At 66.1% G+C, this 21,610-nt stretch carries 18 protein-coding genes and 3 riboswitches; of the genes, 10 read left to right on the top strand and 8 right to left on the bottom strand.

The window, feature by feature from the left end:
* Positions 1-173 precede the first annotated feature (173 nt).
* Positions 174-326 carry a hypothetical protein gene (locus VIK36_RS02355; RefSeq protein WP_324643932.1) on the top strand — a complete coding sequence of 51 codons (153 nt, stop codon included), beginning with the start codon at positions 174-176 and terminating at the stop codon, positions 324-326.
* 65 nt (positions 327-391) lie between these two features.
* Here VIK36_RS02355 and VIK36_RS02350 read toward each other — a convergent pair whose 3' ends face one another.
* The 5 genes from VIK36_RS02350 to cycA form a co-directional block, all read right to left on the bottom strand.
* Complete coding sequence (locus tag VIK36_RS02350) at positions 392-1,141, bottom strand: LamB/YcsF family protein (protein WP_255174215.1); 750 nt, start codon at positions 1,139-1,141, stop codon at positions 392-394.
* On the bottom strand, positions 1,125-1,928 hold the full coding sequence (locus VIK36_RS02345) for a hypothetical protein (RefSeq protein WP_255174214.1): 804 nt from the start codon (positions 1,926-1,928) through the stop codon (positions 1,125-1,127). Before VIK36_RS02345 ends, VIK36_RS02350 begins: the two co-directional genes overlap by 17 nt.
* A gap of 124 nt (positions 1,929-2,052) precedes the next feature.
* Positions 2,053-2,889: a methylenetetrahydrofolate reductase gene (locus tag VIK36_RS02340; protein ID WP_324643931.1), complete on the bottom strand. Its 837-nt coding sequence runs from the start codon at positions 2,887-2,889 to the stop codon at positions 2,053-2,055.
* A 152-nt stretch (positions 2,890-3,041) separates the two neighbouring features.
* Positions 3,042-3,141: riboswitch (glycine riboswitch) on the bottom strand.
* A gap of 93 nt (positions 3,142-3,234) precedes the next feature.
* The gene (gene purU / locus VIK36_RS02335) at positions 3,235-4,101 is read right to left on the bottom strand and encodes a formyltetrahydrofolate deformylase (protein WP_324645202.1); all 867 of its coding nucleotides are present in this window, start codon (positions 4,099-4,101) and stop codon (positions 3,235-3,237) included.
* A gap of 74 nt (positions 4,102-4,175) precedes the next feature.
* On the bottom strand, positions 4,176-5,687 hold the full coding sequence (gene cycA / locus VIK36_RS02330) for a D-serine/D-alanine/glycine transporter (RefSeq protein ID WP_324643930.1): 1,512 nt from the start codon (positions 5,685-5,687) through the stop codon (positions 4,176-4,178).
* A gap of 154 nt (positions 5,688-5,841) precedes the next feature.
* Positions 5,842-5,939: riboswitch (glycine riboswitch) on the bottom strand.
* A 313-nt stretch (positions 5,940-6,252) separates the two neighbouring features.
* A riboswitch (glycine riboswitch) is annotated at positions 6,253-6,352 on the top strand.
* A 152-nt stretch (positions 6,353-6,504) separates the two neighbouring features.
* Between cycA and gcvP the strand changes: the two genes are divergently transcribed.
* From gcvP to lipA, 6 genes are all read left to right on the top strand, one after another.
* Positions 6,505-9,357, top strand: a complete 2,853-nt coding sequence (gene gcvP / locus VIK36_RS02325; protein ID WP_324643929.1) for an aminomethyl-transferring glycine dehydrogenase — start codon at positions 6,505-6,507, stop codon at positions 9,355-9,357.
* Positions 9,358-9,366: 9 nt separating this feature from the next.
* Positions 9,367-10,479, top strand: coding sequence for a glycine cleavage system aminomethyltransferase GcvT (gene gcvT / locus VIK36_RS02320; RefSeq protein ID WP_324643928.1), 1,113 nt, complete (start codon positions 9,367-9,369; stop codon positions 10,477-10,479).
* A 46-nt stretch (positions 10,480-10,525) separates the two neighbouring features.
* Complete coding sequence (gene gcvH / locus VIK36_RS02315) at positions 10,526-10,909, top strand: glycine cleavage system protein GcvH (protein ID WP_224024538.1); 384 nt, start codon at positions 10,526-10,528, stop codon at positions 10,907-10,909.
* Positions 10,906-12,237 (top strand): serine hydroxymethyltransferase, encoded by a 1,332-nt coding sequence (gene glyA, locus VIK36_RS02310; protein ID WP_324643927.1) that lies wholly within the window; start codon positions 10,906-10,908, stop codon positions 12,235-12,237. Before gcvH ends, glyA begins: the two co-directional genes overlap by 4 nt.
* Before the next feature lie 219 nt (positions 12,238-12,456).
* Positions 12,457-13,887 carry an L-serine ammonia-lyase gene (locus VIK36_RS02305; protein ID WP_324643926.1) on the top strand — a complete coding sequence of 477 codons (1,431 nt, stop codon included), beginning with the start codon at positions 12,457-12,459 and terminating at the stop codon, positions 13,885-13,887.
* Positions 13,888-13,944: 57 nt separating this feature from the next.
* A complete protein-coding gene (lipA, locus tag VIK36_RS02300) occupies positions 13,945-14,958 on the top strand; it encodes a lipoyl synthase (protein WP_255174210.1) in 1,014 nt (337 codons plus the stop codon).
* A 132-nt stretch (positions 14,959-15,090) separates the two neighbouring features.
* On the opposite strand, the gene VIK36_RS02295 is transcribed toward lipA, so the two are convergent.
* The 3 genes from VIK36_RS02295 to VIK36_RS02285 all read right to left on the bottom strand — a co-directional run bounded on the left by VIK36_RS02295 (position 15,091) and on the right by VIK36_RS02285 (position 19,130).
* A complete protein-coding gene (locus VIK36_RS02295; RefSeq protein WP_324643925.1) occupies positions 15,091-17,436 on the bottom strand; it encodes a glycoside hydrolase family 65 protein in 2,346 nt (781 codons plus the stop codon).
* A gap of 137 nt (positions 17,437-17,573) precedes the next feature.
* Positions 17,574-18,311 (bottom strand): HAD-IA family hydrolase, encoded by a 738-nt coding sequence (locus VIK36_RS02290; protein ID WP_324643924.1) that lies wholly within the window; start codon positions 18,309-18,311, stop codon positions 17,574-17,576.
* Between the two features lie 201 nt (positions 18,312-18,512).
* Positions 18,513-19,130 carry a dienelactone hydrolase family protein gene (locus tag VIK36_RS02285; protein WP_324643923.1) on the bottom strand — a complete coding sequence of 206 codons (618 nt, stop codon included), beginning with the start codon at positions 19,128-19,130 and terminating at the stop codon, positions 18,513-18,515.
* A gap of 173 nt (positions 19,131-19,303) precedes the next feature.
* Between VIK36_RS02285 and VIK36_RS02280 the strand changes: the two genes are divergently transcribed.
* The 3 genes from VIK36_RS02280 (at position 19,304) to VIK36_RS02270 (ending at position 21,610) form a co-directional block, all read left to right on the top strand.
* A complete protein-coding gene (locus VIK36_RS02280) occupies positions 19,304-19,561 on the top strand; it encodes a DUF6458 family protein (RefSeq protein ID WP_255174206.1) in 258 nt (85 codons plus the stop codon).
* A 265-nt stretch (positions 19,562-19,826) separates the two neighbouring features.
* Positions 19,827-20,633: a DeoR/GlpR family DNA-binding transcription regulator gene (locus VIK36_RS02275; protein ID WP_255174205.1), complete on the top strand. Its 807-nt coding sequence runs from the start codon at positions 19,827-19,829 to the stop codon at positions 20,631-20,633.
* Positions 20,630-21,610: a 1-phosphofructokinase family hexose kinase gene (locus tag VIK36_RS02270; protein ID WP_324643922.1), complete on the top strand. Its 981-nt coding sequence runs from the start codon at positions 20,630-20,632 to the stop codon at positions 21,608-21,610. The genes VIK36_RS02275 and VIK36_RS02270 overlap by 4 nt, the downstream gene beginning before the upstream one ends.

Below are 21,610 nucleotides of genomic sequence, written 5' to 3'. Positions count from 1 at the left end.
GCCCCAAACACCACCGGCTCAAGCACCACAGCCAATGGACACCCCACCCCGCAACCGAAAACAATGCGCCCGGCTGGACCTCACCCACCGGACGCCACTACAACGCCGAACACCAGGACACAGAACCAACCCACTGGCCACCAGGAAGCTGGCCACCACGACTCCAATGGGCCGTGCCCCGTGAATGCCGGTGCCTCGACGCGCACCTCGAAGACCTCCCGCAGTGGGAACCCGACGACGCCAGATACGTGGACCTCAACGACCTGCCGGCCAACGATCCACTCTGGGCCGAATTGCACGCCGAGCCATACGCCCTGTCACCGTGAAGCCGGCCTGCCACGCCGTTGGTACGCCAACGGGTATGCCAATCCAGCTTCAAAACGGCTGGGTCCTATGCGAAGGCCTCCAGCTCCACGCCTGCGGCTTCAAGACCTGCCCGAATGTTTGCCGCCGTCTCCACGGCGCGGGGGCTGCCGCCCTGCAGTCGCAGGGAGTCCGGCTGGACGGTGACGATGGACCCGTCGATGGCCACCACTTCGCCTTTCGTGGCCAGGCGAACGGCCCGCTCAACGATAGTGTCGACGTCGTGCAGCGTGGCGTCTTCCCTGGAAAGCGGCACAAGGGTGCCGTCGGCGTAGTAGGCGCGGTCGGCGAAGGCCTCGGTGAATACGGGGTGGCCGGCTTCCTTGGCCTGCTTCAGCAGCTCCGAGCCCGGGAAGCCCAGGATGGGAAGTCCGGGATCGTAGGCGTTCACGGCCGCAACCAGGGCGGCGGCCTGCTCGGCATCATGGATCAGCGTGTCATACAGCGCACCGTGTGGCTTCACGAAGTCCACCGAGGCACCCACGGCATGTGCGACGCCGTCGAGCGCGCCCAGCTGGTACAGCACGTCGCCGAATAGCTCATCAAAACTCATGTCCAGCGAGCGCCGGCCAAAACCGGCCATATCGCGGTAGCCAAGGTGCGCACCCACGGTGACGTCAAGTTCGTAAGCCGCCCGGCAGCTGTCCAGCATGGTGACGGGATCGCCTGCGTGGAGGCCGCACGCTACGTTGACGCTGGTGGCCAGCTGAAACATCGCCGGATCGCCTCCCGCGGTCCAGGAGCCGAATGATTGGCCTACATCAGCGTTGAGATCCAAGTGTGTTGCCTTCCAGGGTCAGGTTGTCCGGCCCGGCAGCGGCGGTCAGCTCCCCGGGAATGGTGTCCGGCATGGGTCCGAACGCCTCCCTGGCGTTCTGCGCCACGGCACGGCCCATCACGAGGTTACCGGCTCCGCCCACAACTGCCCCTATGCCGAAGGGGAGGGCCCGGCCGAACAGCGCAGTGCCCTGCCGTTTGAGCAGGTTCTTCAGGAAGGCGTGCTGGATACTCTTCCGGACGCTGCCGAATCCAGGCATCGAGGACTTGGACAGCATGTTTCCCCAGACGTCGGCGGGCTTGGCGCCGCCGGCCGCCTGGCCGCTGAGCGTTCCCAGCAGGGCGGTGCCTTCCTCACCAAGCATGATGGCCATGACCATGGTGCCGGCCTTCTCGGGATTGGTGAGGCGGATGCCGTGGAGCTCTGCCAGCGAGGTCGCGTAGAGGGCCGTCGCCTCCAGGAAGCCGACGGTTGCGGCTGCGGAAAGTCCCAGCGACGCCACGGTTCCAACACCAGGGACGACGGCGGTGGCTCCCACCAGGGCGCCCCCACCGGCCACTGCGCGCAGGTAGTCACGCTCTGCGATGGCGGCCAACTGGGCGGCGGTGGCCCGCGGATGCTTCTTCTGGAGCCGGCGGATGTAGGCCACCACCAGGGGCCGCTGGATCTGCACTGCCTTCAGCAGCATGTTGTGGACACCGGGCTTGGGTTTGCCGTCGGCATCGAACATTGCGTTGTGGGCGGTTTCCTGTGCGATTCGTACTGCGGGATTGCTGCGCCTGGCCATGGTCACCTTCATTCAAATCGACCTGCAGCGGGTAGGCTGCCGTGCTTATCCATCCTATGTGGACAAACACTAAGCATGCTGAACTTTCCGATCCGCGTCACATGCCACCCCGGCCCCCGGCCTTCTATCTGGCGGGACCGGCCAGGTTGTTGAACGTGTAAAGGTGGATACCTTCCACTGCCCCGCCGCGCTGCAGTTCCGCCACGATGGACTCGGGCGAGTAGTGGCCGCCCCGGAGCAGGCGGCGGCCAAGCGGGCCCCTGCGGTTCAGCAGTTTGAGGGATGGGCCCACACCGATCCTGGTCGCAAGGGAAATCAACTCGGCCCGCGGAACAGCGCCGGGCACCCCAGCCCAGACAGGCAGGCGCACCCCTTCCCGGCGCAGGGTTTGGGCGTACCACTGGATCCGGGGCGCCGAAAAGCACAGTTGCGTCACCACTGACGATGCCAGATGCTGCTTTTCCAGCAGGGCATCGAGCATGTGCAGTTCACTGTGGTCCGGGTGCCCCTCAGGGTAACCCGCCACCCCGGCCCGGATCCGTCCGCCGGAAACCTCCGCGAGGTCCTCCAGCAATGGAAGGCTGCTGTCATAGGGACCGGCAGGCTCCCCCGCGTCACCGCCGACGGCGAAGACTTCGGTGATGCCGGCGTCGTGGCAGTTCCGGAGCACGCCGGCCAGTTGCTCACGGCTTTCGATGCTTCGTGCGGCCAGGTGCGGGACAACCTCGAAGCCAAGGTAGGCAAGCGCGATGGCCGTCCGGATGGTGGGTCCCACACCCCGGCGGGGCAGGCACGTCACCGTCAGCTGTGTCCCAGCGGGTACGGCGGCCTGGATGCGGGCGGCAATACCCTCCGAGGGAATGACCTGCATCCGGACAGGCAGTACCGCACCGGACTTGCCGGCCTGTCCTTCCGCGGGAATCGATGCTGCGGCTGTTGCCATGAGGGATTGAATCGTCATGAGGAACTCCAGGTTTGGCCGGCCACGGGTGGCACGGCATGGATCGGGTCCCTCCCCGCTCTGTATTGGACCTGAGAGATTCCGCAGACCCATCAGGGCTTGCTTGCACCGTCGGTGAGTGCTGCCGGAGCAGCACTGCTTTCCAGAGTCGCCTCGCCGTGACGGTACATGGGCCTGAGAGATTCCTGGGGAGGATTTGCTCCTACGGCGCCTGCCCGGTGATGGCCGGGAGAACTCTCCCGCCACAGCTCGAAAGGCTGTATTCAGATGTGGTGCCACGGCGGCCGGCACCTGCCCCTCCGGCTGGAGGGAGTGCGGGCGCCGGCCGCGTGGATGGGCCGGCAACTAGCGCAGGATGACCGTCCGGTTGCCGGAGAGGACTATCCGCCCTTCAGCGTGCCAGCGGACGGCATTCGTGAGCGCCTTGCATTCGGCGTCGCGGCCAACCGTGACCAGGTCCGAGGCGGAGTACGTGTGGTCCACCTCGATGACCTGCTGGGAGATGATGGGCCCCTCGTCCAGCTCCGAGTTGACGTAGTGGGCTGTGGCGCCCACCGTTTTGACGCCCCGCTCGTAGGCCTGGTGGTAGGGCTTGGCACCCTTGAAGCTGGGCAGGAATGAGTGGTGGATGTTGATGGCCTTGCCACTGAGGCGGGTGGTGGCCCCGTCGCTGAGCACCTGCATGTAGCGGGCCAGCACCACCAGCTCCACAGCGTAGTGGTCCACCAGGCCCAGCAGCCGCTCCTCGGCATCGGCCTTGGTTTCCGGCGTCACAGGGATGTGGTGGAACGGAACGCCGTGCCACGCCGCAAGCGGTTCCAGGTCCGGGTGATTGGACACCACGGCGGCGATCTCCACGGGCAACTCACCACTCCGGGCGCGGAACAGGAGGTCGTTGAGGCAGTGCTCGTACTTTGAGACCATCACCAGGATGGGCTGCTTGCGTCCGTGGCGTTCCAGGCGCCAGTCCATCTGCCACTCCTGGGCCACCTGACCGAAACCGGCCCGGAGGCGGCCAAGGTCCAGCTCAACCCGCGAGGTGACGTGGATTCGCATGAAGAACCGGCCGCTTGCCCTGTCGCCGAACTGCTTGATGTCCACGATGTAGCATTCCTGTTCCAGCAGGTATGCCGCCACCGCCTGGACAATGCCAAGGGCATCCGGGCAATGGAACGTCAGCACGAATTCCCGGCCCGTTTCGTGGGCTGCCACAGCCTGCCGCTGGCCGGCTTCAGAAGTCCCAGGTTCGGATGCGCTCAGCTCGGACACGCGGGCCTCCGCGGCGATCACCGTTTGACCCGCGCTTCCCCCGCTTCTGCGGCGGCACCCGTACGGACAGCCTTGCCGGATGCGGCGTCGGTGAAGTCCTGGTCTGCCTGCAGTTCAGCCTGGAACGTGGCGAAACGGGCCTGGTGTGCGGGCCGGCGGCGGAGGACGAACCATGCGGCGCCCAGCAGGATGAACCACACCGGGGTGGCCAGCAGGGCAACCAGGGTGTCCGGCTGGGTGGTGAGGGTCCAGATCACGAAGGCGAAGAAGGCGAAGACCACCCAGACCATGGCAACACCGCCGGGCATCTTGAACTTGGATGCTTCATGCAGGTGCGGCCGGCGGCGGCGGAAGGCGACGTAGCTGGCCAGGATGATGGACCAGACAAAGACGAAGCAGACGGCGGAGACCGTGGTCACCATGTCGAAGGCCTTGCCCACGTCCTGGCCCGCATACATGAGGACGACGCCGGACAGCAGCAGCACGCAGGAGAGGAACAGTGCGTTCTGGGGCACCTTCCGCCGGGACAGTTTGCCAAAGACGTCGGGTGCGTCGCCTTCCTGGGCAAGGCCGAAGACCATGCGGGACGTCGAGTAGATGCCGGAGTTCGCGGAGGACATCGCGGAGCTCAGCACCACGAGATTGACCACGGTGGCCGCGGCGCCCAGGCCTGCCAGGGAGAACATGGCGATGAAGGGGCTGTGACCGGCCCTGAACTCGGTCCAGGGGGTGACGGCCATCAGGATGATGAGGGCGCCCACGTAGAAGAGGAGCACGCGGATGGGGATGGAGTTGATGGCCTTGGGAAGGTTCCGCTCCGGGTTCTTGGCCTCGGCGGCGGTGGTGCCCACCAGTTCGATGCCCACGAACGCGAAAACGGCGATCTGGAAGCCGGCCACGAAGCCCATGAACTCGTTCGGGAAGAATCCGCCTTGGCTCCACAGGTTGGTGAAGGTGGCAGGGCCGGCGTCGGACTGGAAACCGGTGAAGATCATGAACAGGCCAACGATGATCAGGGCAGCAATGGCAATGATCTTGATGAGTGCGAACCAGAACTCCGTTTCGCCGAACGCCTTCACGGTGGTGAGGTTCAGCAGGAGCAGGATGGCCACGGTGGCCAGGCCGGGAATCCAGAGGGGCAGTCCGGGCCACAGCTCTTTGGAGTAGCCCGCGATGGCGATGACGTCGGCAATGCCGGTGATGACCCAGCAGAACCAGTAGGTCCAGCCTGTGAAGAAGCCGGCCCATGGACCCAGCAGGTCAGCGGCAAAGTCGCTGAAGGACTTGTAGTTGAGGTTGCTGAGCAGCAGTTCACCCATGGCACGCATGACGAAGAACAGCATGAAGCCGATGATCATGTACACGAAGATCACCGAGGGGCCGGCCGCCGAGATGGTCTTGCCTGAGCCCATGAACAGGCCGGTGCCGATTGCACCGCCGATGGCGATCAGTTGGATGTGGCGGTTGCTGAGCTGCCGCTCCAGGTGCGGGGCTCCGCCGCCGGGGGACGTCGGGGAATGGGTCGTCATTGAGGAACTCCATCGTTCGAGCGGCACCCGGGGTGTCGCAAAGATTGGATTTCCTCCCCGCTCTGTCTGGGACCTGAGAGTTTCCACATGCCGGCATGGGCGTGCTTGCACCGTCGGTGAGCCAGGACACGGCCCGGCTGCTTTCCAGAGTTGCCTCACCGCGGCGGTACGTGGGCCTGAGAGTTTCCTGGGGAGGGTTTGCTCCTACGGCGCCTGCTGAACGTACCGGCAGGGCTCTCCCGCCGCAGGTCAAAAGCGTTTGCTTGCTAAATCAGTGTTCAGTTGTCGGAGGGCATCCATCCCAGGCGCGGTAATGCGCAGAATGGATTGTGGGGCCTCCGGTGATCCCGGCCGGCGAACAGAGCACCCAGCATCTTTGGGCCAGTTCCGCTGTCCGGCCGGATCACGGGGTTCAGTGTGGCGCCCGTCACGGACAAAAGTCAAACCCGGCGTTACGCCATCCACGTAACGCTCTGGAGCCCCAATCCATGACGGACCGATTTGCTCCCCGCCCCGCTTTGCCGGTAACCTGTGAGCCGAATCACCCACATTTCAATATGCCTTTCGAGCTGTGGCGGGAGAGTTCTCCCGGCCATCACCGGGCAGGCGCCGTAGGAGCAAATCCTCCCCAGGAATCTCTCAGGCCCATGTACCGTCACGGCGAGGCGACTCTGGAAAGCAGTGCTGCTCCGGCAGCACTCACCGACGGTGCAAGCAGGCCCTGATGGGTCTGCGGAATCTCTCAGGTCCAATACAGAGCGGGGAGGGACCCGATCCATGCCGTGCCACCCGTGGCCGGCCAAACCTGGAGTTCCTCATGACGATTCAATCCCTTCCCTCTGCCTTTGCAGACCGGCATATCGGTGCACGCCGCCAGGCTGACGTGGACACCATGCTCAAGGCCGTTGGCTACGACAGCGTTGATGGACTGGTGGACATCGCCGTTCCCAACTCAATCCGCCAGTCCAAGCCCCTTGCGCTCAAAGACGCGCTGAGCGAGGTTGAGGTGCTTGCGGAACTGCGCAGGCTCGCCGCCAAGAACAAGACCGCCGTACAGATGATCGGCCAGGGCTACTACGACACCATCACGCCCGCCGTCATCCGCCGGAATGTCCTCGAGGCCCCGGCCTGGTACACCGCCTACACCCCGTACCAGCCCGAGATTTCCCAGGGCCGGCTCGAGGCACTCCTGAACTTCCAGACCATGGTCCAGGACCTGGTGGGCCTGCCCATCGCCAACGCCTCCCTGCTCGATGAAGCCACCGCCGTGGCCGAAGCCGTCCTCATGATGCGCCGCGCCAACAAGAACAAGGACGTCCGCGACGGCAAGACCGTCCTGGACGCCGACGTCCTGCCGCAGACCATCGCCATCGTCAAGGGCCGCGCCGAGGCGCTCGGCTTCGAGGTTGAGGTCGCCGACCTGTCCAAGGGCCTGCCCGACGGCGCAATCAACGGCATCGTGCTCCAGCAGCCGGGCGTCTCCGGCCGCGTTTTCAGCCACGCCGGCGTCATCGCCGAAGCAAAGGAGCGCGGCGCGCTGGTGACGGTGGCCGCTGACCTGCTGGCACTGACCCTGATCACCCCTCCAGGCGAGCAGGGTGCCGACATCGCCGTCGGCTCCACCCAGCGTTTCGGTGTCCCGCTGTTCTTCGGCGGCCCGCACGCCGCATACATGGCAGTGGCCAAGGGCCTGGAACGTTCCATGCCGGGCCGCCTGGTGGGCGTATCCAAGGACGACGCCGGCCTCCCGGCTTACCGCCTGGCGCTGCAGACCCGCGAGCAGCACATCCGCCGCGAGAAGGCCACGTCCAACATCTGCACCGCGCAGGCCCTGCTGGCCATCGTCTCCTCCTTCTACGCCGTCTACCACGGCCCCGACGGGCTGAAGGCCATCGCCGAGCGCGTCCACAACAACGCACGCGCCCTCGCCACCACGCTCAAGATCGCAGGCCGGGAACTGGCCGCCGAGACGTTCTTCGATACGGTCACCGTTTCCGTCCCGGGCAAGGCCGCCAAGGTCATCACCGCTGCTGAAGCACGCGGCATCAACCTGCGCCACATTGATGCCGACACCATTGGCGTGTCCGTGGATGAAACCACGACGCCGGAAATCCTGTCCGCGATCGCCGTCGCCTTCGGCGCCGGCCCCGTAGTGGACGCTGCGGGCTTCGACCTGCCGTCAGAGGTGCTCCGCACCTCTGAGTTCATGCAGCACCCGGTGTTCAACACCCACCGGTCCGAAACCCAGCTCCTGCGCTACATCCGCAGGCTCTCCGACCGCGACCTGGCGCTGGACCGCACCATGATCCCGCTGGGCTCGTGCACCATGAAGCTGAACGCCACCGCCGAGATGGAAGCCATCTCCTGGCCGGAATTCGCTTCCATCCACCCCTTCGCCCCCGAGTCCCAGACCAAGGGCTGGCGTGAACTGATCAGTGGCCTGGAAGCCGACCTGGCGGAAATCACCGGCTACGACCAGGTGTCGCTGCAGCCGAACGCCGGCTCCCAGGGCGAGCTCGCCGGCCTGCTGGCCATCCGCGGCTACCACCGCGCCAACGGCGATACCCAGCGCAACGTCTGCCTCATCCCCGCTTCCGCCCACGGCACCAACGCCGCCTCTGCGGTCCTGGCCGGAATGAAGGTCGTCGTCGTTGCCACGGCCGCGGACGGAACGATCGACCACGAGGACCTGTACGCGAAGATCGAGGCGAACAAGGACGTCCTCTCGGCGATCATGATCACCTACCCGTCCACCCACGGTGTCTACGACGCGGACGTGACCGAGATCTGCGAGGCTGTCCACGCGGCCGGCGGCCAGGTCTACGTCGACGGCGCCAACCTGAACGCCCTGGTGGGCCTGGCCCAGCCCGGCAAGTTCGGCGGCGACGTGTCCCACCTGAACCTGCACAAGACCTTCTGCATCCCGCACGGCGGCGGCGGACCCGGCGTCGGACCGGTCGCGGCCAAGGCACACCTGGCACCGTTCATGCCCGGCGACGCCAACAAGGCAGCGCATGAGGAAGGCCACGGCGTGGCCATCAGCGCCTCGAACTTCGGTTCCGCCGGTGTCCTGCCGATCTCCTGGGCCTACGTGAAGCTCATGGGCGGGGAGGGACTGACCGAGGCCACCAAGGCAGCCCTGCTCGCAGCGAACTATGTTGCCGTGCGCCTGAACGAGTACTTCCCGGTGCTCTACACCGGCGAAGGCGGCCTCGTGGCGCACGAATGCATCCTGGACCTGCGCGACCTCACTGCCAAGACCGGTGTCACGGCCGAGGACGTGGCCAAGCGCCTCATCGACTTCGGCTTCCACGCCCCCACCCTGGCGTTCCCGGTGGCAGGCACCCTGATGGTGGAGCCCACCGAGTCCGAGGACCTGGCCGAGATCGACCGCTTCATCGAGGCCATGATCACCATCCGCAAGGAAATCGACCAGGTGGCCAACGGCGACTTCTCTGTCCAGGATTCCCCGCTGCGCAACGCACCCCACACCGCGTCCGCCGTCGTGAACTCCGAATGGACCCGCCAGTACAGCCGCGAGCAGGCCGTCTTCCCCGTCCACCACCTGAAGCAGGACAAGTACTTCCCGCCGGTGGGCCGGATCGACGGCGCCGGTGGAGACCGGAACTTGATCTGCTCCTGCCCGCCGCTGTCCGAGTTCGAAAACTAAGGATCCCCCGTGACTGAGAACTACACGGCTCTCTACGAAGAGCACAAAAAGCTTGGCGCCTCCTTCACCGACTTCGGTGGCTGGCAGATGCCGCTCAAATACAGCTCCGAACTGGCAGAACACCACGCCGTGCGCAGAGCCGCCGGCCTGTTCGACCTCTCCCACATGGGCGAAGTCTGGGTCACCGGACCCCAGGCCGGCGCCTTCCTGGACTACGCCCTGGTAGGCAAGTTGTCCGCCATCGCGGACGGCAAAGCCAAGTACTCGCTGATCTGCAATGAGGACGGCGGCATCATCGACGACCTCATCACCTACCGGTTCGGCGATGAGAAGTACCTGGTGGTCCCGAACGCCGGCAACGCCCCCACCGTGGCCGCCGCCCTCGCCGAGCGCGCAGCCAACTTCGATGTGACGGTGGAGGACGCTTCGGCGGCAACCTCGCTCGTCGCAGTCCAGGGACCCAAGGCCGAGGCCATCCTGCTCAAACTCACGGATGAGTCCCGGCACGCCCTGGTCACCGACCTGAAGTATTACGCGTTCAACGAAGTCACCGTAGCCGGCCACGATGTCATCCTGGCCCGCACCGGCTACACCGGTGAAGACGGCTTTGAACTCTTCCTCCCGAATGAAGGCGCCGCTTCCCTCTGGGAGTCCGTGGCCCAGGCCGGGGAAGAGTTCGGCATTGTCCCCTGCGGCCTCGCATCCCGCGATTCGCTCCGCCTTGAAGCAGGCATGCCGCTGTACGGGAATGAGCTCTCCCTCGAGCGTTCACCGTTCGACGCCGGCCTTGGCCCCGTGGTGGCGCTTAAGTCCAAGGAAGGGGACTTCGTGGGCCGGGCAGCACTGGAGGCGGCCAAGGAGTCCGGCTCCAAGCGCAAGCTCGTCGGCCTGAAAGGTCACGGCCGGCGCGCCGGCCGTGGCGGCTACCCCGTCCTCAAGGACGGCAACGTGGTGGGCGAAGTGACCTCCGGCCAGCCGAGCCCCACCCTGGGCTACCCTGTCGCCCTGGCCTATGTCGACGTCGAGCACGCCGAGCTGGGCACCGCACTGGACGTGGACCTGCGCGGCAAGGCTGAGCCCTTCGAAGTCGTCGCACTGCCCTTTTACAAGCGCCAGAAATAACCCCGCGCTCCCGCTTTCTTGCACTCCAAACTTAAGGAAAAACACCATGGCTAAAGTTGCCGCTGAACTGAAGTACTCCGCCGAGCACGAATGGATCGCCGCTGACGGCTCCGGCCCCTCCGTGGTGGGCGTGTCCGCTGTTGCCGCCGAGGCACTGGGCGACATCGTCTACGTGGACCTGCCCGAAGTTGGCGCCACGGTGACCGCAGGCGAGACCTGTGGCGAGATCGAGTCCACCAAGTCCGTGTCGGACCTGTACTCCCCCGTCACGGGCGAGGTCACGGAAGTCAACGACGACGTGGTCAGCGACCCCGCCGTGATCAACAACGACCCCTACGGCGCCGGCTGGCTCTTCAAAGTCACCGTCACCGAAGAGGGCCCGCTGCTCTCCGCACAGGAATACGCCGAAGCAAACGGCGGCGAACTGTGAGCGGCGTTTCATCCGCCGCGGGCACTGTGGCCTTTGAACAGGTGGTCTCCCCCAGCCTGAACGCAGACCTCTCCGCCCTGGACCCCGAAATTGCGGCAAAGATCGACGACGAACTGGGCCGCCAGCGCGACGGCCTGGAAATGATCGCTTCGGAGAACCACACCGCCGCCGCGGTCATGCAGGCGCAGGGCTCCGTGCTGACCAACAAGTACGCCGAAGGCTACCCGGGCAAGCGCTACTACGGTGGCTGCGAGCACGTGGACGTCATCGAGCAGCTCGCGATCGACCGGGTCAAGGCGCTCTTCGGTGCCGGGTTCGCCAACGTCCAGCCGCACTCCGGAGCCCAGGCCAACGCCTCGGTCATGCACGCGCTGATCAAGCCCGGCGACACCATCATGGGCCTGAACCTGGCCCACGGCGGCCACCTGACCCACGGCATGCGGATCAACTTCTCCGGCAAGCTCTACAACGTGGTGCCGTACCAGGTCCGCGAAGACACCCACACCATCGACATGGCAGAGGTGGAGCGCCTGGCCCAGGAGCACAAGCCGCAGCTCATCGTGGCCGGCTGGTCAGCCTACGCGCGCCAGCTGGACTTCGCTGAGTTCCGCCGCATCGCCGATTCCGTGGGCGCCTACCTCATGGTGGACATGGCGCACTTCGCCGGGCTGGTGGCCGCGGGCCTGCACCCCTCGCCGGTCCCGCACGCCCACGTGGTCACCTCCACGACGCACAAGACCCTTGCCGGTCCGCGCGGCGGCATCATCCTCTCCAACGACCCCGACATCGCCAAGAAGATCAATTCGGCAGTGTTCCCGGGCCAGCAGGGCGGGCCGCTGGAGCACGTCATCGCCGGCAAGGCCGTGGCGTTCAAGATCGCGGCATCCGAGGAATTCAAGGAGCGGCAGGAGCGCGTCCTGGCCGGCGCCCGCATCCTGGCCGAGCGCCTGGTCCAGCCGGACGTCACCGCCAAGGGCATCAGCGTGGTGTCCGGCGGCACCGACGTGCACCTGGTCCTGGTGGACCTGCGCAACTGCGAACTCGATGGCCAGCAGGCCGAAGACCGGCTCGCCGCGATCGACATCACCGTCAACCGCAACGCCGTGCCGTTCGACCCGCGTCCGCCGATGGTCACCTCGGGCCTGCGCATCGGAACCCCTGCCCTGGCCACCCGTGGCTTCGGCGAGGAAGCCTTCCGCGAGGTTGCGGACATCATCGCCGAGGCATTGATTGCCGACGCCGGCGCGGACCTTTCCGGGCTCCGTCACCGCGTTGAGGCACTCGCCGCAGCCCACCCGCTCTACCCGGGTGTGGCACCCCTGTCCTGAGTCCCGTGCCCGCCTTGGGCGCGGTGGGGCCGGCATCCTCCGCCTGCTCCTCGCCGTCTCCCTAACCTCGCAAGCTCGGTTAGGGAACCCGGACGGCGTGGCTCCAGGTCGCGTAGACGCCCGCCGAGCGGACGTGACGCTCCCTTGGACGCACGCTTCCGGATACCGGTCCCACAGCGGCCCGCTTTCTCTTCTTCTCCGTCCAGTTAGGAACACACCGTGGCAGTCGGCGTATTCGACCTTTTTTCTATCGGTATTGGCCCTTCGTCTTCGCATACTGTGGGGCCGATGCGGGCTGCTGCTGTGTTTGCTGAGGAGTTGAAGGCCTCGGGGAAGCTCGCGGACGTGGCGTCGCTGCGGGTGGATTTGTATGGGTCGTTGGCGGCGACGGGGCATGGTCACGGGACGATGACCGCAATCCTGCTGGGGTTGGAGGGGTTCCACCCGGAGTTGATCCTGCCCGAGCAGGTGGAGGAGCGGCTGGCCTCGATCGCGGAGACCGGGATCCTGAACCTGGCCGGTTCGGTGGCGTTGCCGTACGGGGTGGGCGACATGGTGCTGCGGCCGTTGACGGTGTTGCCGCGGCACACGAACGGGATGACGTTCACCGTCACGGACGCTGCCGGGGATGTGGTGCATGCGGCGACGTTCTTCTCGGTCGGTGGCGGGTTCATCGTCCGCGAAGGTGAAGAGGACGCGGCGCAGCAGGAACTGGACGCGTCCAAGGAAGAGTTGCCGCTGCCGTTCCGGACCGCGGCGGAACTGCTGGAGCACTGCGCGGTGACCGGGCTGGGCATCGCGGACGTGATGTTCGTGAACGAGAAGGCCTCCCGGTCCGAGGAGGAGATCCGGGCCGGGCTGCTGCATATCTGGTCGGTGATGGAGAACTGCGTGCAGACCTCGCTCAAGCGTGAAGGGGTGCTGCCGGGCGGGTTGAAGGTCCGCCGCCGCGCCCCGGACTGGTACGAGCGGTTGAAGAAGGAAACCGCCCGCCCCGAAGACACCGACCAAGACGGGCAGGACCACTATGACCCCAGGTATTGGCAGGAGTGGGTTAACTTGGTGGCGTTGGCGGTGAACGAGGAAAACGCCTCCGGCGGGAGGGTGGTCACCGCCCCCACGAACGGGGCGGCCGGGATCATCCCGGCGGTGCTGTTCTATGCCCTGCACTTCGCCCCGGGCATGGACCAGGCCACCCAGGCCGACCGGGACGGTGTGGTGGCGCGGTTCCTGCTCGCCGCCGGCGCCGTGGGGGTGCTCTACAAGGAACAGGCCTCGATTTCCGGGGCCGAGGTGGGCTGCCAGGGCGAGGTCGGGTCCGCGTCCTCGATGGCCGCCGCGGGCCTGGCCGAGGTCATGGGCGGCACCCCGGCCCAGGTGGAGAACGCCGCGGAGATCGCGATGGAACACAACCTGGGCCTGACGTGCGACCCGATCGGCGGGCTGGTCCAGGTCCCCTGTATCGAACGGAACGCGATCGCCGCCGCGAAGGCCATCAACGCCGCGAAAATGGCGCTCTGGGGCGACGGCACCCACCGCGTCTCCCTCGATGAAGTCATCATCACCATGCGCGAAACCGGCAAAGACATGAGCGACAAATACAAGGAAACCGCCATGGGCGGCCTCGCCGTCAACGTCGTCGAATGCTGACACCCCGCTGACACCCGGCACACTCCGATTCCCCAAGAAGACAAAGGAAACACGATCATGACCCTGGCACCTGAAGGCCGGAAGATGCTGCGGATCGAGCAGCGCAACGCTGCGGTCCCGGTGGAGCGCAAGCCGGAGTGGATCAAGGCCAAGGTCCAGATGGGCCCGGAGTTCGTCGGGCTGAAGAACCTGGTGAAAAAGGAAGGCCTCCACACCGTCTGCGAAGAGGCCGGCTGCCCCAACATCTTCGAATGCTGGGAAGACAAGGAAGCCACCTTCCTGATCGGCGGCTCCGAATGCACCCGCCGCTGCGACTTCTGCCAGATCGACACCGGCAAACCCTCCCCCGTGGACATGTTCGAACCCACCAAGGTGGCCCGCTCCGTCCAATCCATGCAGCTGCGCTACGCCACCGTCACCGGCGTGGCCCGCGATGACCTCGAAGACGAAGGCGTCTGGCTCTACGCCGAAACCGTCCGCAAAATCCACGAACTGAACCCCGGCACCGGCGTGGAACTGCTCATCCCCGACTTCTCCGGCAACCCCGACCACATCAAGGCGATCTGCGACTCCGCCCCCGAAGTCTTCGCGCACAACGTCGAAACCGTGCCCCGGATCTTCAAAAGGATCCGCCCCGCCTTCCGCTACGAACGCTCCCTGGACGTCATCACCCAGGGCCGGAACCTCGGCATGGTCACCAAGTCCAACCTCATCCTGGGCATGGGCGAAACCCGCGAAGAAATCAGCGAAGCCCTCCGCGACCTGCACCAGGCCGGCTGCGACCTGATCACCATCACCCAGTACCTGCGCCCGTCCGAACGGCACCTGCCCGTGGACCGCTGGGTCAAACCCCAGGAATTCGTGGACCTCCAGCACGAAGCCGAAGACATCGGCTTCCTCGGCGTCATGTCCGGACCCCTGGTCCGCTCCTCCTACCGCGCCGGCCGCCTCTGGGCCACCGCCATGCGCAAAAAAGGCCGCGACATCCCCGCCGAACTCGCCCACATCGCAGAAGGCATCCAGGACTCCGGCACCACCCGCCAGGAAGCCGCCACCCTCCTCGCAGGCTAGGCCGCTGCCGTTCCGGCCTGGTGCTTTTTTGGGGGGGGCACCCGGCCGGAACGGCAGCGGGAGATGGAGGAGGCCCGGCAAGGGAAGCTGCCGGGCCTCCGCCGGACGCGTCCTCCCAGCCCGGCAACGCGCTCAGCTGTTGCCGCGCACCACCGGGATGCTCGCCGTCGGCAATCCGCTGGGGAACACCGTGGGTTCCGGCTCCCCCACCGGTTCCAGCGGCACCCGCACCGGCTCGTTGCCCACCATGAGCCGCTGGCCACGGACGTCCACCTCCAGCGGCCCGCCGTCCTGGACCGTCAGCGTGATAAAGCGGGCGGCGAGCTGGACCAGCAGCAGGCGGCCCCTGATCTTCAGGTGGAAGGTCAGTCCCTCCCACTCCGCGGGCAGGCGTGGATCAAAGTATGGGACCTGGCCTTGGTCGCGCATGCCGGCGAACCCGCACACCAGCGAACTCCAGACTCCGCCGGTGGAGGCGATGTGCACGCCGTCGATCGTGTTGCCATGCGTGTTGTCAAGGTCAATGAAGGCGGCATTGGTGAAGTGGTCCAGGGCCTCCCTCGAATAGCCCACCTCGGCCGCCATGATCCCCTGGACACAGGCGGACAGCGTTGAATCGCCGGTGGTGATGGGATCGTAGAAGTCGAAGGCCCGCTGCTTCTCCTCAGCCGTGAAGTCCTGCCACTGCAGGAACATGGCCAGGACGGTATCCGCCTGCTTCAGGACCTGGTGCCGGTAGATGACCAGGGGGTGGAAGTGCAGCAGCAGCGGATACTTGGAACGCGGCGTGGTCCAGTCCCAGGCTTCCAGGGTCATGAAGTCGTTGTCCTGGGAGTGGACCTGCATCCGTTCATCGAAGGGCAGCTGCATGCGGCTGGCGGCCGCCTCCCACAGCTGGCGCTCCTCGTGGGTGATGCCTGCGTGCCCAAGCGCGGCGGCGGCACGCAGGTTGAAGCGGGCCATGACGTTCGTATACAGGTTGTCGTTCACCACGGCCGTGTACTCGTCAGGGCCGGTGACGCCGTGGATGTGGAAGAGTCCGTCCTTGCCGAAGAAGCCCAGGGAGATCCACATCCGGGCCGTCTCGATCAGCAGTTCTGCGCCCATGCCATCCCGGAATCCGGCATCTCCGGTTGCCCAGAGGTACCGGTTGGTGGCGAAGGCAATCGCGGCGGCGATATGGAACTGTGCGGTACCGGCCGCGTAATAGGCGCTGGCCTCGAGGCCGTTGATGGTGCGCCACGGGAAGAGGGCGCCGTCCACGCTCAGTTCCTTCGCCCGGATTCGGGCCTCGGGAAGCATGCCGTGGCGGAACTCGAGGACCTGCCGGGCGCCGTCGGGGTTGGTGTAGGTAAGGTACGGCAGCAGGTACACCTCCTGGTCCCAGAAGTAGTGCCCCTCGTAGCCCGAACCCGTCACGCCCTTGGCGGGGATGCCGGCAACATCGGCACGCGCCGTAGCCTGGGCCAGCTGGAAAAGGTTCCAGCGGATGGCCTGCTGCAGCCCGGCCCGGCCGCCCTCAACCACGATGTCCGAGGTGGCCCAGTAACCGCGGTAGTGGGCCATGCTTTCGGCAAAGATGCTGTCCACCGGGCGGAGGGCTTCCTCCGCCACTGCGGCCGCATCGACGTCCGGGTCCTGGATGGTGCGGCCGGCCGCGTAGCTGACGCTCTTTTCCAAGCGGAACGGATCGCCGGCTTCGACCGCAAGGACGTACCGGACGGTGCTGTCGTCCTGGTCCACCACCGTTTCGAACGGCTGGTGCCCGGCAGAGGTCCAGTGGTCCACTGCGATCCCCACCCGCTGCTTGGATTCGGCCGCCTCCCAGGACAACCGCAACGAGCCGTCGCCGCCGTCCAGCCGAACGGGGAGCAGCACCCGCCCGGCGTGCCGTCCGGCCCGGCGGGGATCGTGCACGGAGTGGTCTTCCACCGGCTGGTCCTGGCGGTTGATCACCGCGGAGGTGACGTCCAGGGAGATCTGCCGGTCCGATTCCACCTCCAGGGAAATGCCCAGGCAGCCGCGGGACTCGTAGCCCACAGCCCGCCGTTCCGTGGTGGTCACGGTGGCGCCGGACCGGCACTGCCAGGTGACGCGGCACTCGTAGATCCCGGTGGAGAAGTCGACGCTCCGGCGGTAGTCCAGGACCTCTGATTCGGCGAGGCTGAGGCTTTCGCCGTCCACCACCACGGTGAAGTTGTTGGCGTCCGGGATGTAGAGGATGCGCTGGCCCGTCCGGGCGAAGCCAAAGGCGTTTTCGGCGTGCTTGATGTCCCAGATTTCGTGCAGGCCGTTGATGAAGCTGCCTGGCAGCTCGGCATCGGCCGCCGCCCAATGCGCCCCCCGGATGCCCAGATGGCCGTTGCCCAGGGCGAACAGGGCCTCCAGGGTTCCTGTGCCATCGGTTCCGTAGCGCGTTTCGACGAGCTGCCAGGGGGTATCGGGGAACCGTTCGCGGTCCGCGGAAATCAATGCCATGGTCGGGGTCCTTTTGACCTTGCTGTGGTGCCGGGCTGGCCGGCACGGAATATTCGGGGGAAGGGCAATACTCGGATGGGTGCTGCCGGGGAGCAGCAGGGTTGCCCGGGGCAGGCAACGGGGGTTGAGACCTGGGTTTAGGGGACGAGTTCCTGGAGGTCGTTGACCACCAAGGTGGCTCCGGCGTCCAGGAGCGTCTGCCGCCCGGCGCCACGGTCCACGCCGATCACTGAGTGGAACGCTCCCGAGTGTCCGGCCTGCACCCCTGATACGGCGTCTTCCACCACCACGCACTCGGGACTGGAGAGGTCCAGCAGTTTTGCCGCGTATTCGTAGGTAGCCGGGCTTGGTTTACCGGGCAGGCCCTGCTCCGCGGCCACCACCCCGTCCACCACCACGGCGAAGTAGTGGCTGAGACCGGCGGCTTTCAGGACGGCGGGGGCATTGCGGGAAGAAGAGACGACGGCGATCTTGAGTCCGCGTTCCAGGGCGGCTTCGAGGAAGCGGACCGAGCCCTGGAACGGTTCGACGCCGGCGCTCACGATGTCATTGAAGATCGCGTTCTTCCGGTTGCCCAGGCCCTGGACGGTTCCGTGGGCCGGGTCGTCATCCAGCGGGCCTTCCGGCAGCGTGAGTCCCCGCGAGGCCAGGAAGTCGCGCACCCCGTCAAAGCGGGGCTTGCCGTCGATGTGGTCGAAGTAGTCGCTTTCCCGGTATCCGGGGAGCTCCGGGTGCGAGGCCAGATAACCGTCGAACAATTCCTGCCAGGCGCGCTCGTGCACGGTAGCGGTGGGCGTCAGGACGCCGTCCAGGTCAAACAGGATTGCTGCGGCGCCGGTCCAGGCGGCGGCCTCAGCTGCAGTTTCCAGTGTCATCGGCAGTGCGGTGTCCTTTCGGTTAGTGGACAGCCGGCCCTGCCGGGACAGCCTAAAGGAGGGTGTGCTGCGCTTCGCGCGCTCAGCATCACTTCCTTGTCCGCCCACTGCAGGACCGATCATGGCCGTAGACGAGTGTAAGCGCTTGCAAATTCCGCTGGCAACTGTTTTTTCTTACCCACTGATGGGGACGCTACACAGTCAGCGCAGCACGTAGTGACGCAGGAAGGCGCTGACGTCCACCATCTCGGTCCTGGACATCGCGTGCCCCATTCCCGGGTATGTCCGGGCCGTCAACAGAGTGTTCTTTTCCAGCCACTCGGCGGTGTAGGCAACGGCGTCCTCGTTGATCACCAGGTCCGCCTTGTCCCGGCCCCAAAAGAAGGGCGGCTTGACGTCAAAGGAGTCGGTCACCGAGAGGAGTTCGTTGTTGAGCACGAAGCCGGACAGTCCCACAACGGCCTTGTAGTCGTCGGGGTGCAGCCGCAGGAGCGTGCTGGCCATGGCCATGCCCTGCGAGTACCCCATCAGGGTGACGCTGCTGTGCTGGTCCCTGACGGAGCTGATCCATGCCCGTACCGAGTTGGCGGCGGAGATGACATCCGCGAAGTCGTTCGCCAGGAAGTAGTCGAGCAGGAACCAGCCCCAGTGGTCGCCGATGGGCATCGGTGCCCGCAGGGCGGCAAACGTGAACTCGGGAGGCAGGTACTCGAAGAGGCGCACCATCCGGGACTCGTCCGTACCGTACCCGTGCATCATCACCAGGAGGGGGGTGCCTGCGCGCTGGTCTTCCGGCTTGGACCACACAACTGTTTCCACTGGTCAAGCCTAACGACGGAAGCACGACGCCCCGCCCGGATCGTTGAATCCGGAATCACCGGGAGGTAGCGTGACGCTTGACAGACAGCAGGCTTGGCTTTTGGCAGTGTACGCACCACCCTCCCGTATCGCCCTACCAGCGCCGCGCAGCCCGCGGCCATAAGGAGCAAGTCATGAGAATCGGATCGTCAATCTTCCTCATCGCCCTCGGCGCCATCCTTGCCTGGGCTGTCGCGCCCGGACTGATCCCGTTCGTGGACCAGCAATTGGTGGGGTACATCCTCATGGCCGTAGGGGTGATCGGGCTGGTCGCCTCGCTCATCCTCGCTTCCCCGGGCCGCAGCCGCCGCGTCAGCGAATCACGTTCCGTTATCGATCCCAACACCGGTGAGCGCATCACCCGCCACGAAAGCCGCGACGGCGGTATCTAGCCACACGCGAACGGGGACGGGGATCCCGGGGCGTGACCGATGAACCCGAAAAAGCCGGGCTGGACCACCACGCGTCCCGCCCGGCTTTTTCGTGCCTGCGCCGGACTGGAAAGCTCGATCTTGTTTCATGTTGGTTTCCATTGACAAACCAACAGAAGCAAAGATAAAGTCAAGTAACTCAACATCAATGTGATGCCAGTCACGCAAGGCCGGGAAGTCGGCAGGGCGGACAACCTCACAGCAGGACCTACGCAACGGAGGGTACGTGTTCGCCGAAGAGCGCCAGCAACAGATTGCCGAGCTTGTAGCCGGCAGCGGCCGGGTCAGCGTGACCCTGCTGGCTGAGCGCTTCCGCATCACCACCGAAACGGTGCGCAGGGACCTCGCCGCCCTCGAAAACGCCGGCACGGTCCGCCGTGTCCACGGCGGCGCTGTTGCGGCAGACCGATTCAGCACCACCGAGGAAAGCGTCACTGAACGGGCCATTCAGCGGCCGGACCAAAAGATCCGGATCGCCGAAGCCGCCCTTGCCCTGATCCCCCGCAACTCGCCTGCCAGCGTCCTGATGGACGGGGGCACCACCACCGAAGTGCTTGCCGACATGCTGGCCCGCCGCACCGCCGTCGAACCTTCCGACGGAACGGGCCCCCAGCACGAACTGGTGGTCATCACGCACGCAGTACCCATTGCCAGCAAACTCTCCAACGTCCCCGGTGTTGCCCTGCAGATCCTGGGCGGCCGGGTTCGCGGCCTCACCCAGGTAGCCGTGGGGCAGGCAACGGTGAACGCCGCCGCCCGGATCCGCCCTGACATCGCGTTCATCGGAACCAACGGCATCCACGCCACCTTTGGCGTCAGCACTCCCGATCCTGAAGAAGCCGCCGTCAAGGCAGCCTTCGTCCAGTCGGCACGCCGCATTGTGGTGCTGGCCGACTCCTCCAAGCTGGACACGGAAACCCTGGTCCAGTTCGCCTCCCTGAAAGATCTGGACACCTTGATCACAGACAGTGAACCCGGACCTGAACTCGCAGCCGCCCTGGAAGAGGCCGGCGTTGATGTGGTGGTCGCATGATCGTCACCTTCACGGCCAACCCCAGCCTTGACCGGACCGTCGCCCTTCCCGGCCCGCTCGAGCGTGGCGAGGTACAGCGCGCCATCTCCGTCCGCCAGGAATCCGGCGGCAAGGGCGTCAACGTCTCCCGCGCGCTGGTGGCCTCGGGGCTGGAGTCCCTTGCCGTCCTCCCCGGCGCGGACAGCGATCCCGTCCTGGCGGGCCTGCGCGAGCATGCGGTGCCCTTCGTTTCGCTACCCATCGACGAGCCGCTGCGCACCAACGTGGCCCTCACCGAACCCGGCGGCGTGACCACCAAGATCAACGAACCGGGCCCCGCGCTGGATGAGAACCAGCAGGAAGCCCTGATCAAGCTGTTGGTCGAAAGCTCACGCGGCGCCACCTGGGTGGTCCTGGCCGGATCACTGCCGCCGGGACTCCCCACCGACTTCTACGCAACGGCAGCCCGCCGCCTGCGTTCTTCCGCCGACGGCGCCGCCCCGCGCATCGCCGTCGACTCGTCCGGCCTGCCACTCGCGGCCGCCCTTACCGGCGGCCCGGAGGGCATGCCTGACCTCCTGAAGCCCAACGCCGAGGAACTGGCGGAGCTGGCCGCAGCTGCCGGTTTCCCCCCGGCATCCGGTGACGAACTGGAAGCGGATCCGGCTGCTGCCGCTGCCGCCGCAGCCGCCGTCGTCCGTTCCGGTGTGGGTGCTGTGCTGGCAACTCTCGGTTCCAAGGGAGCTGTCCTTGTCACGGCCGACGGCGCGTGGCTGGCCACGCACCCGCCGGTCACCGCGGTCAGCACGGTGGGTGCGGGCGACTCCGCACTTGCCGGCTACCTGCTTGCCCATGGCCGGGGCGCCGCCCCTGCCGACTGCCTTCGTCAGGCGGTGGCCCATGGTGCCGCCGCTGCCTCGCTGCCGGGTTCCACCGTTCCGGCAGTAAACCAAACCACCCCGGATGCCGTAACCATCACGGCCCTTCGAAAGGATTGA

Source organism: Pseudarthrobacter sp. LT1, assembly GCF_035621795.1.
Taxonomy (GTDB): Bacteria; Actinomycetota; Actinomycetes; order Actinomycetales; family Micrococcaceae; genus Arthrobacter.
This window is presented reverse-complemented; position numbering and strand designations above follow the sequence as displayed.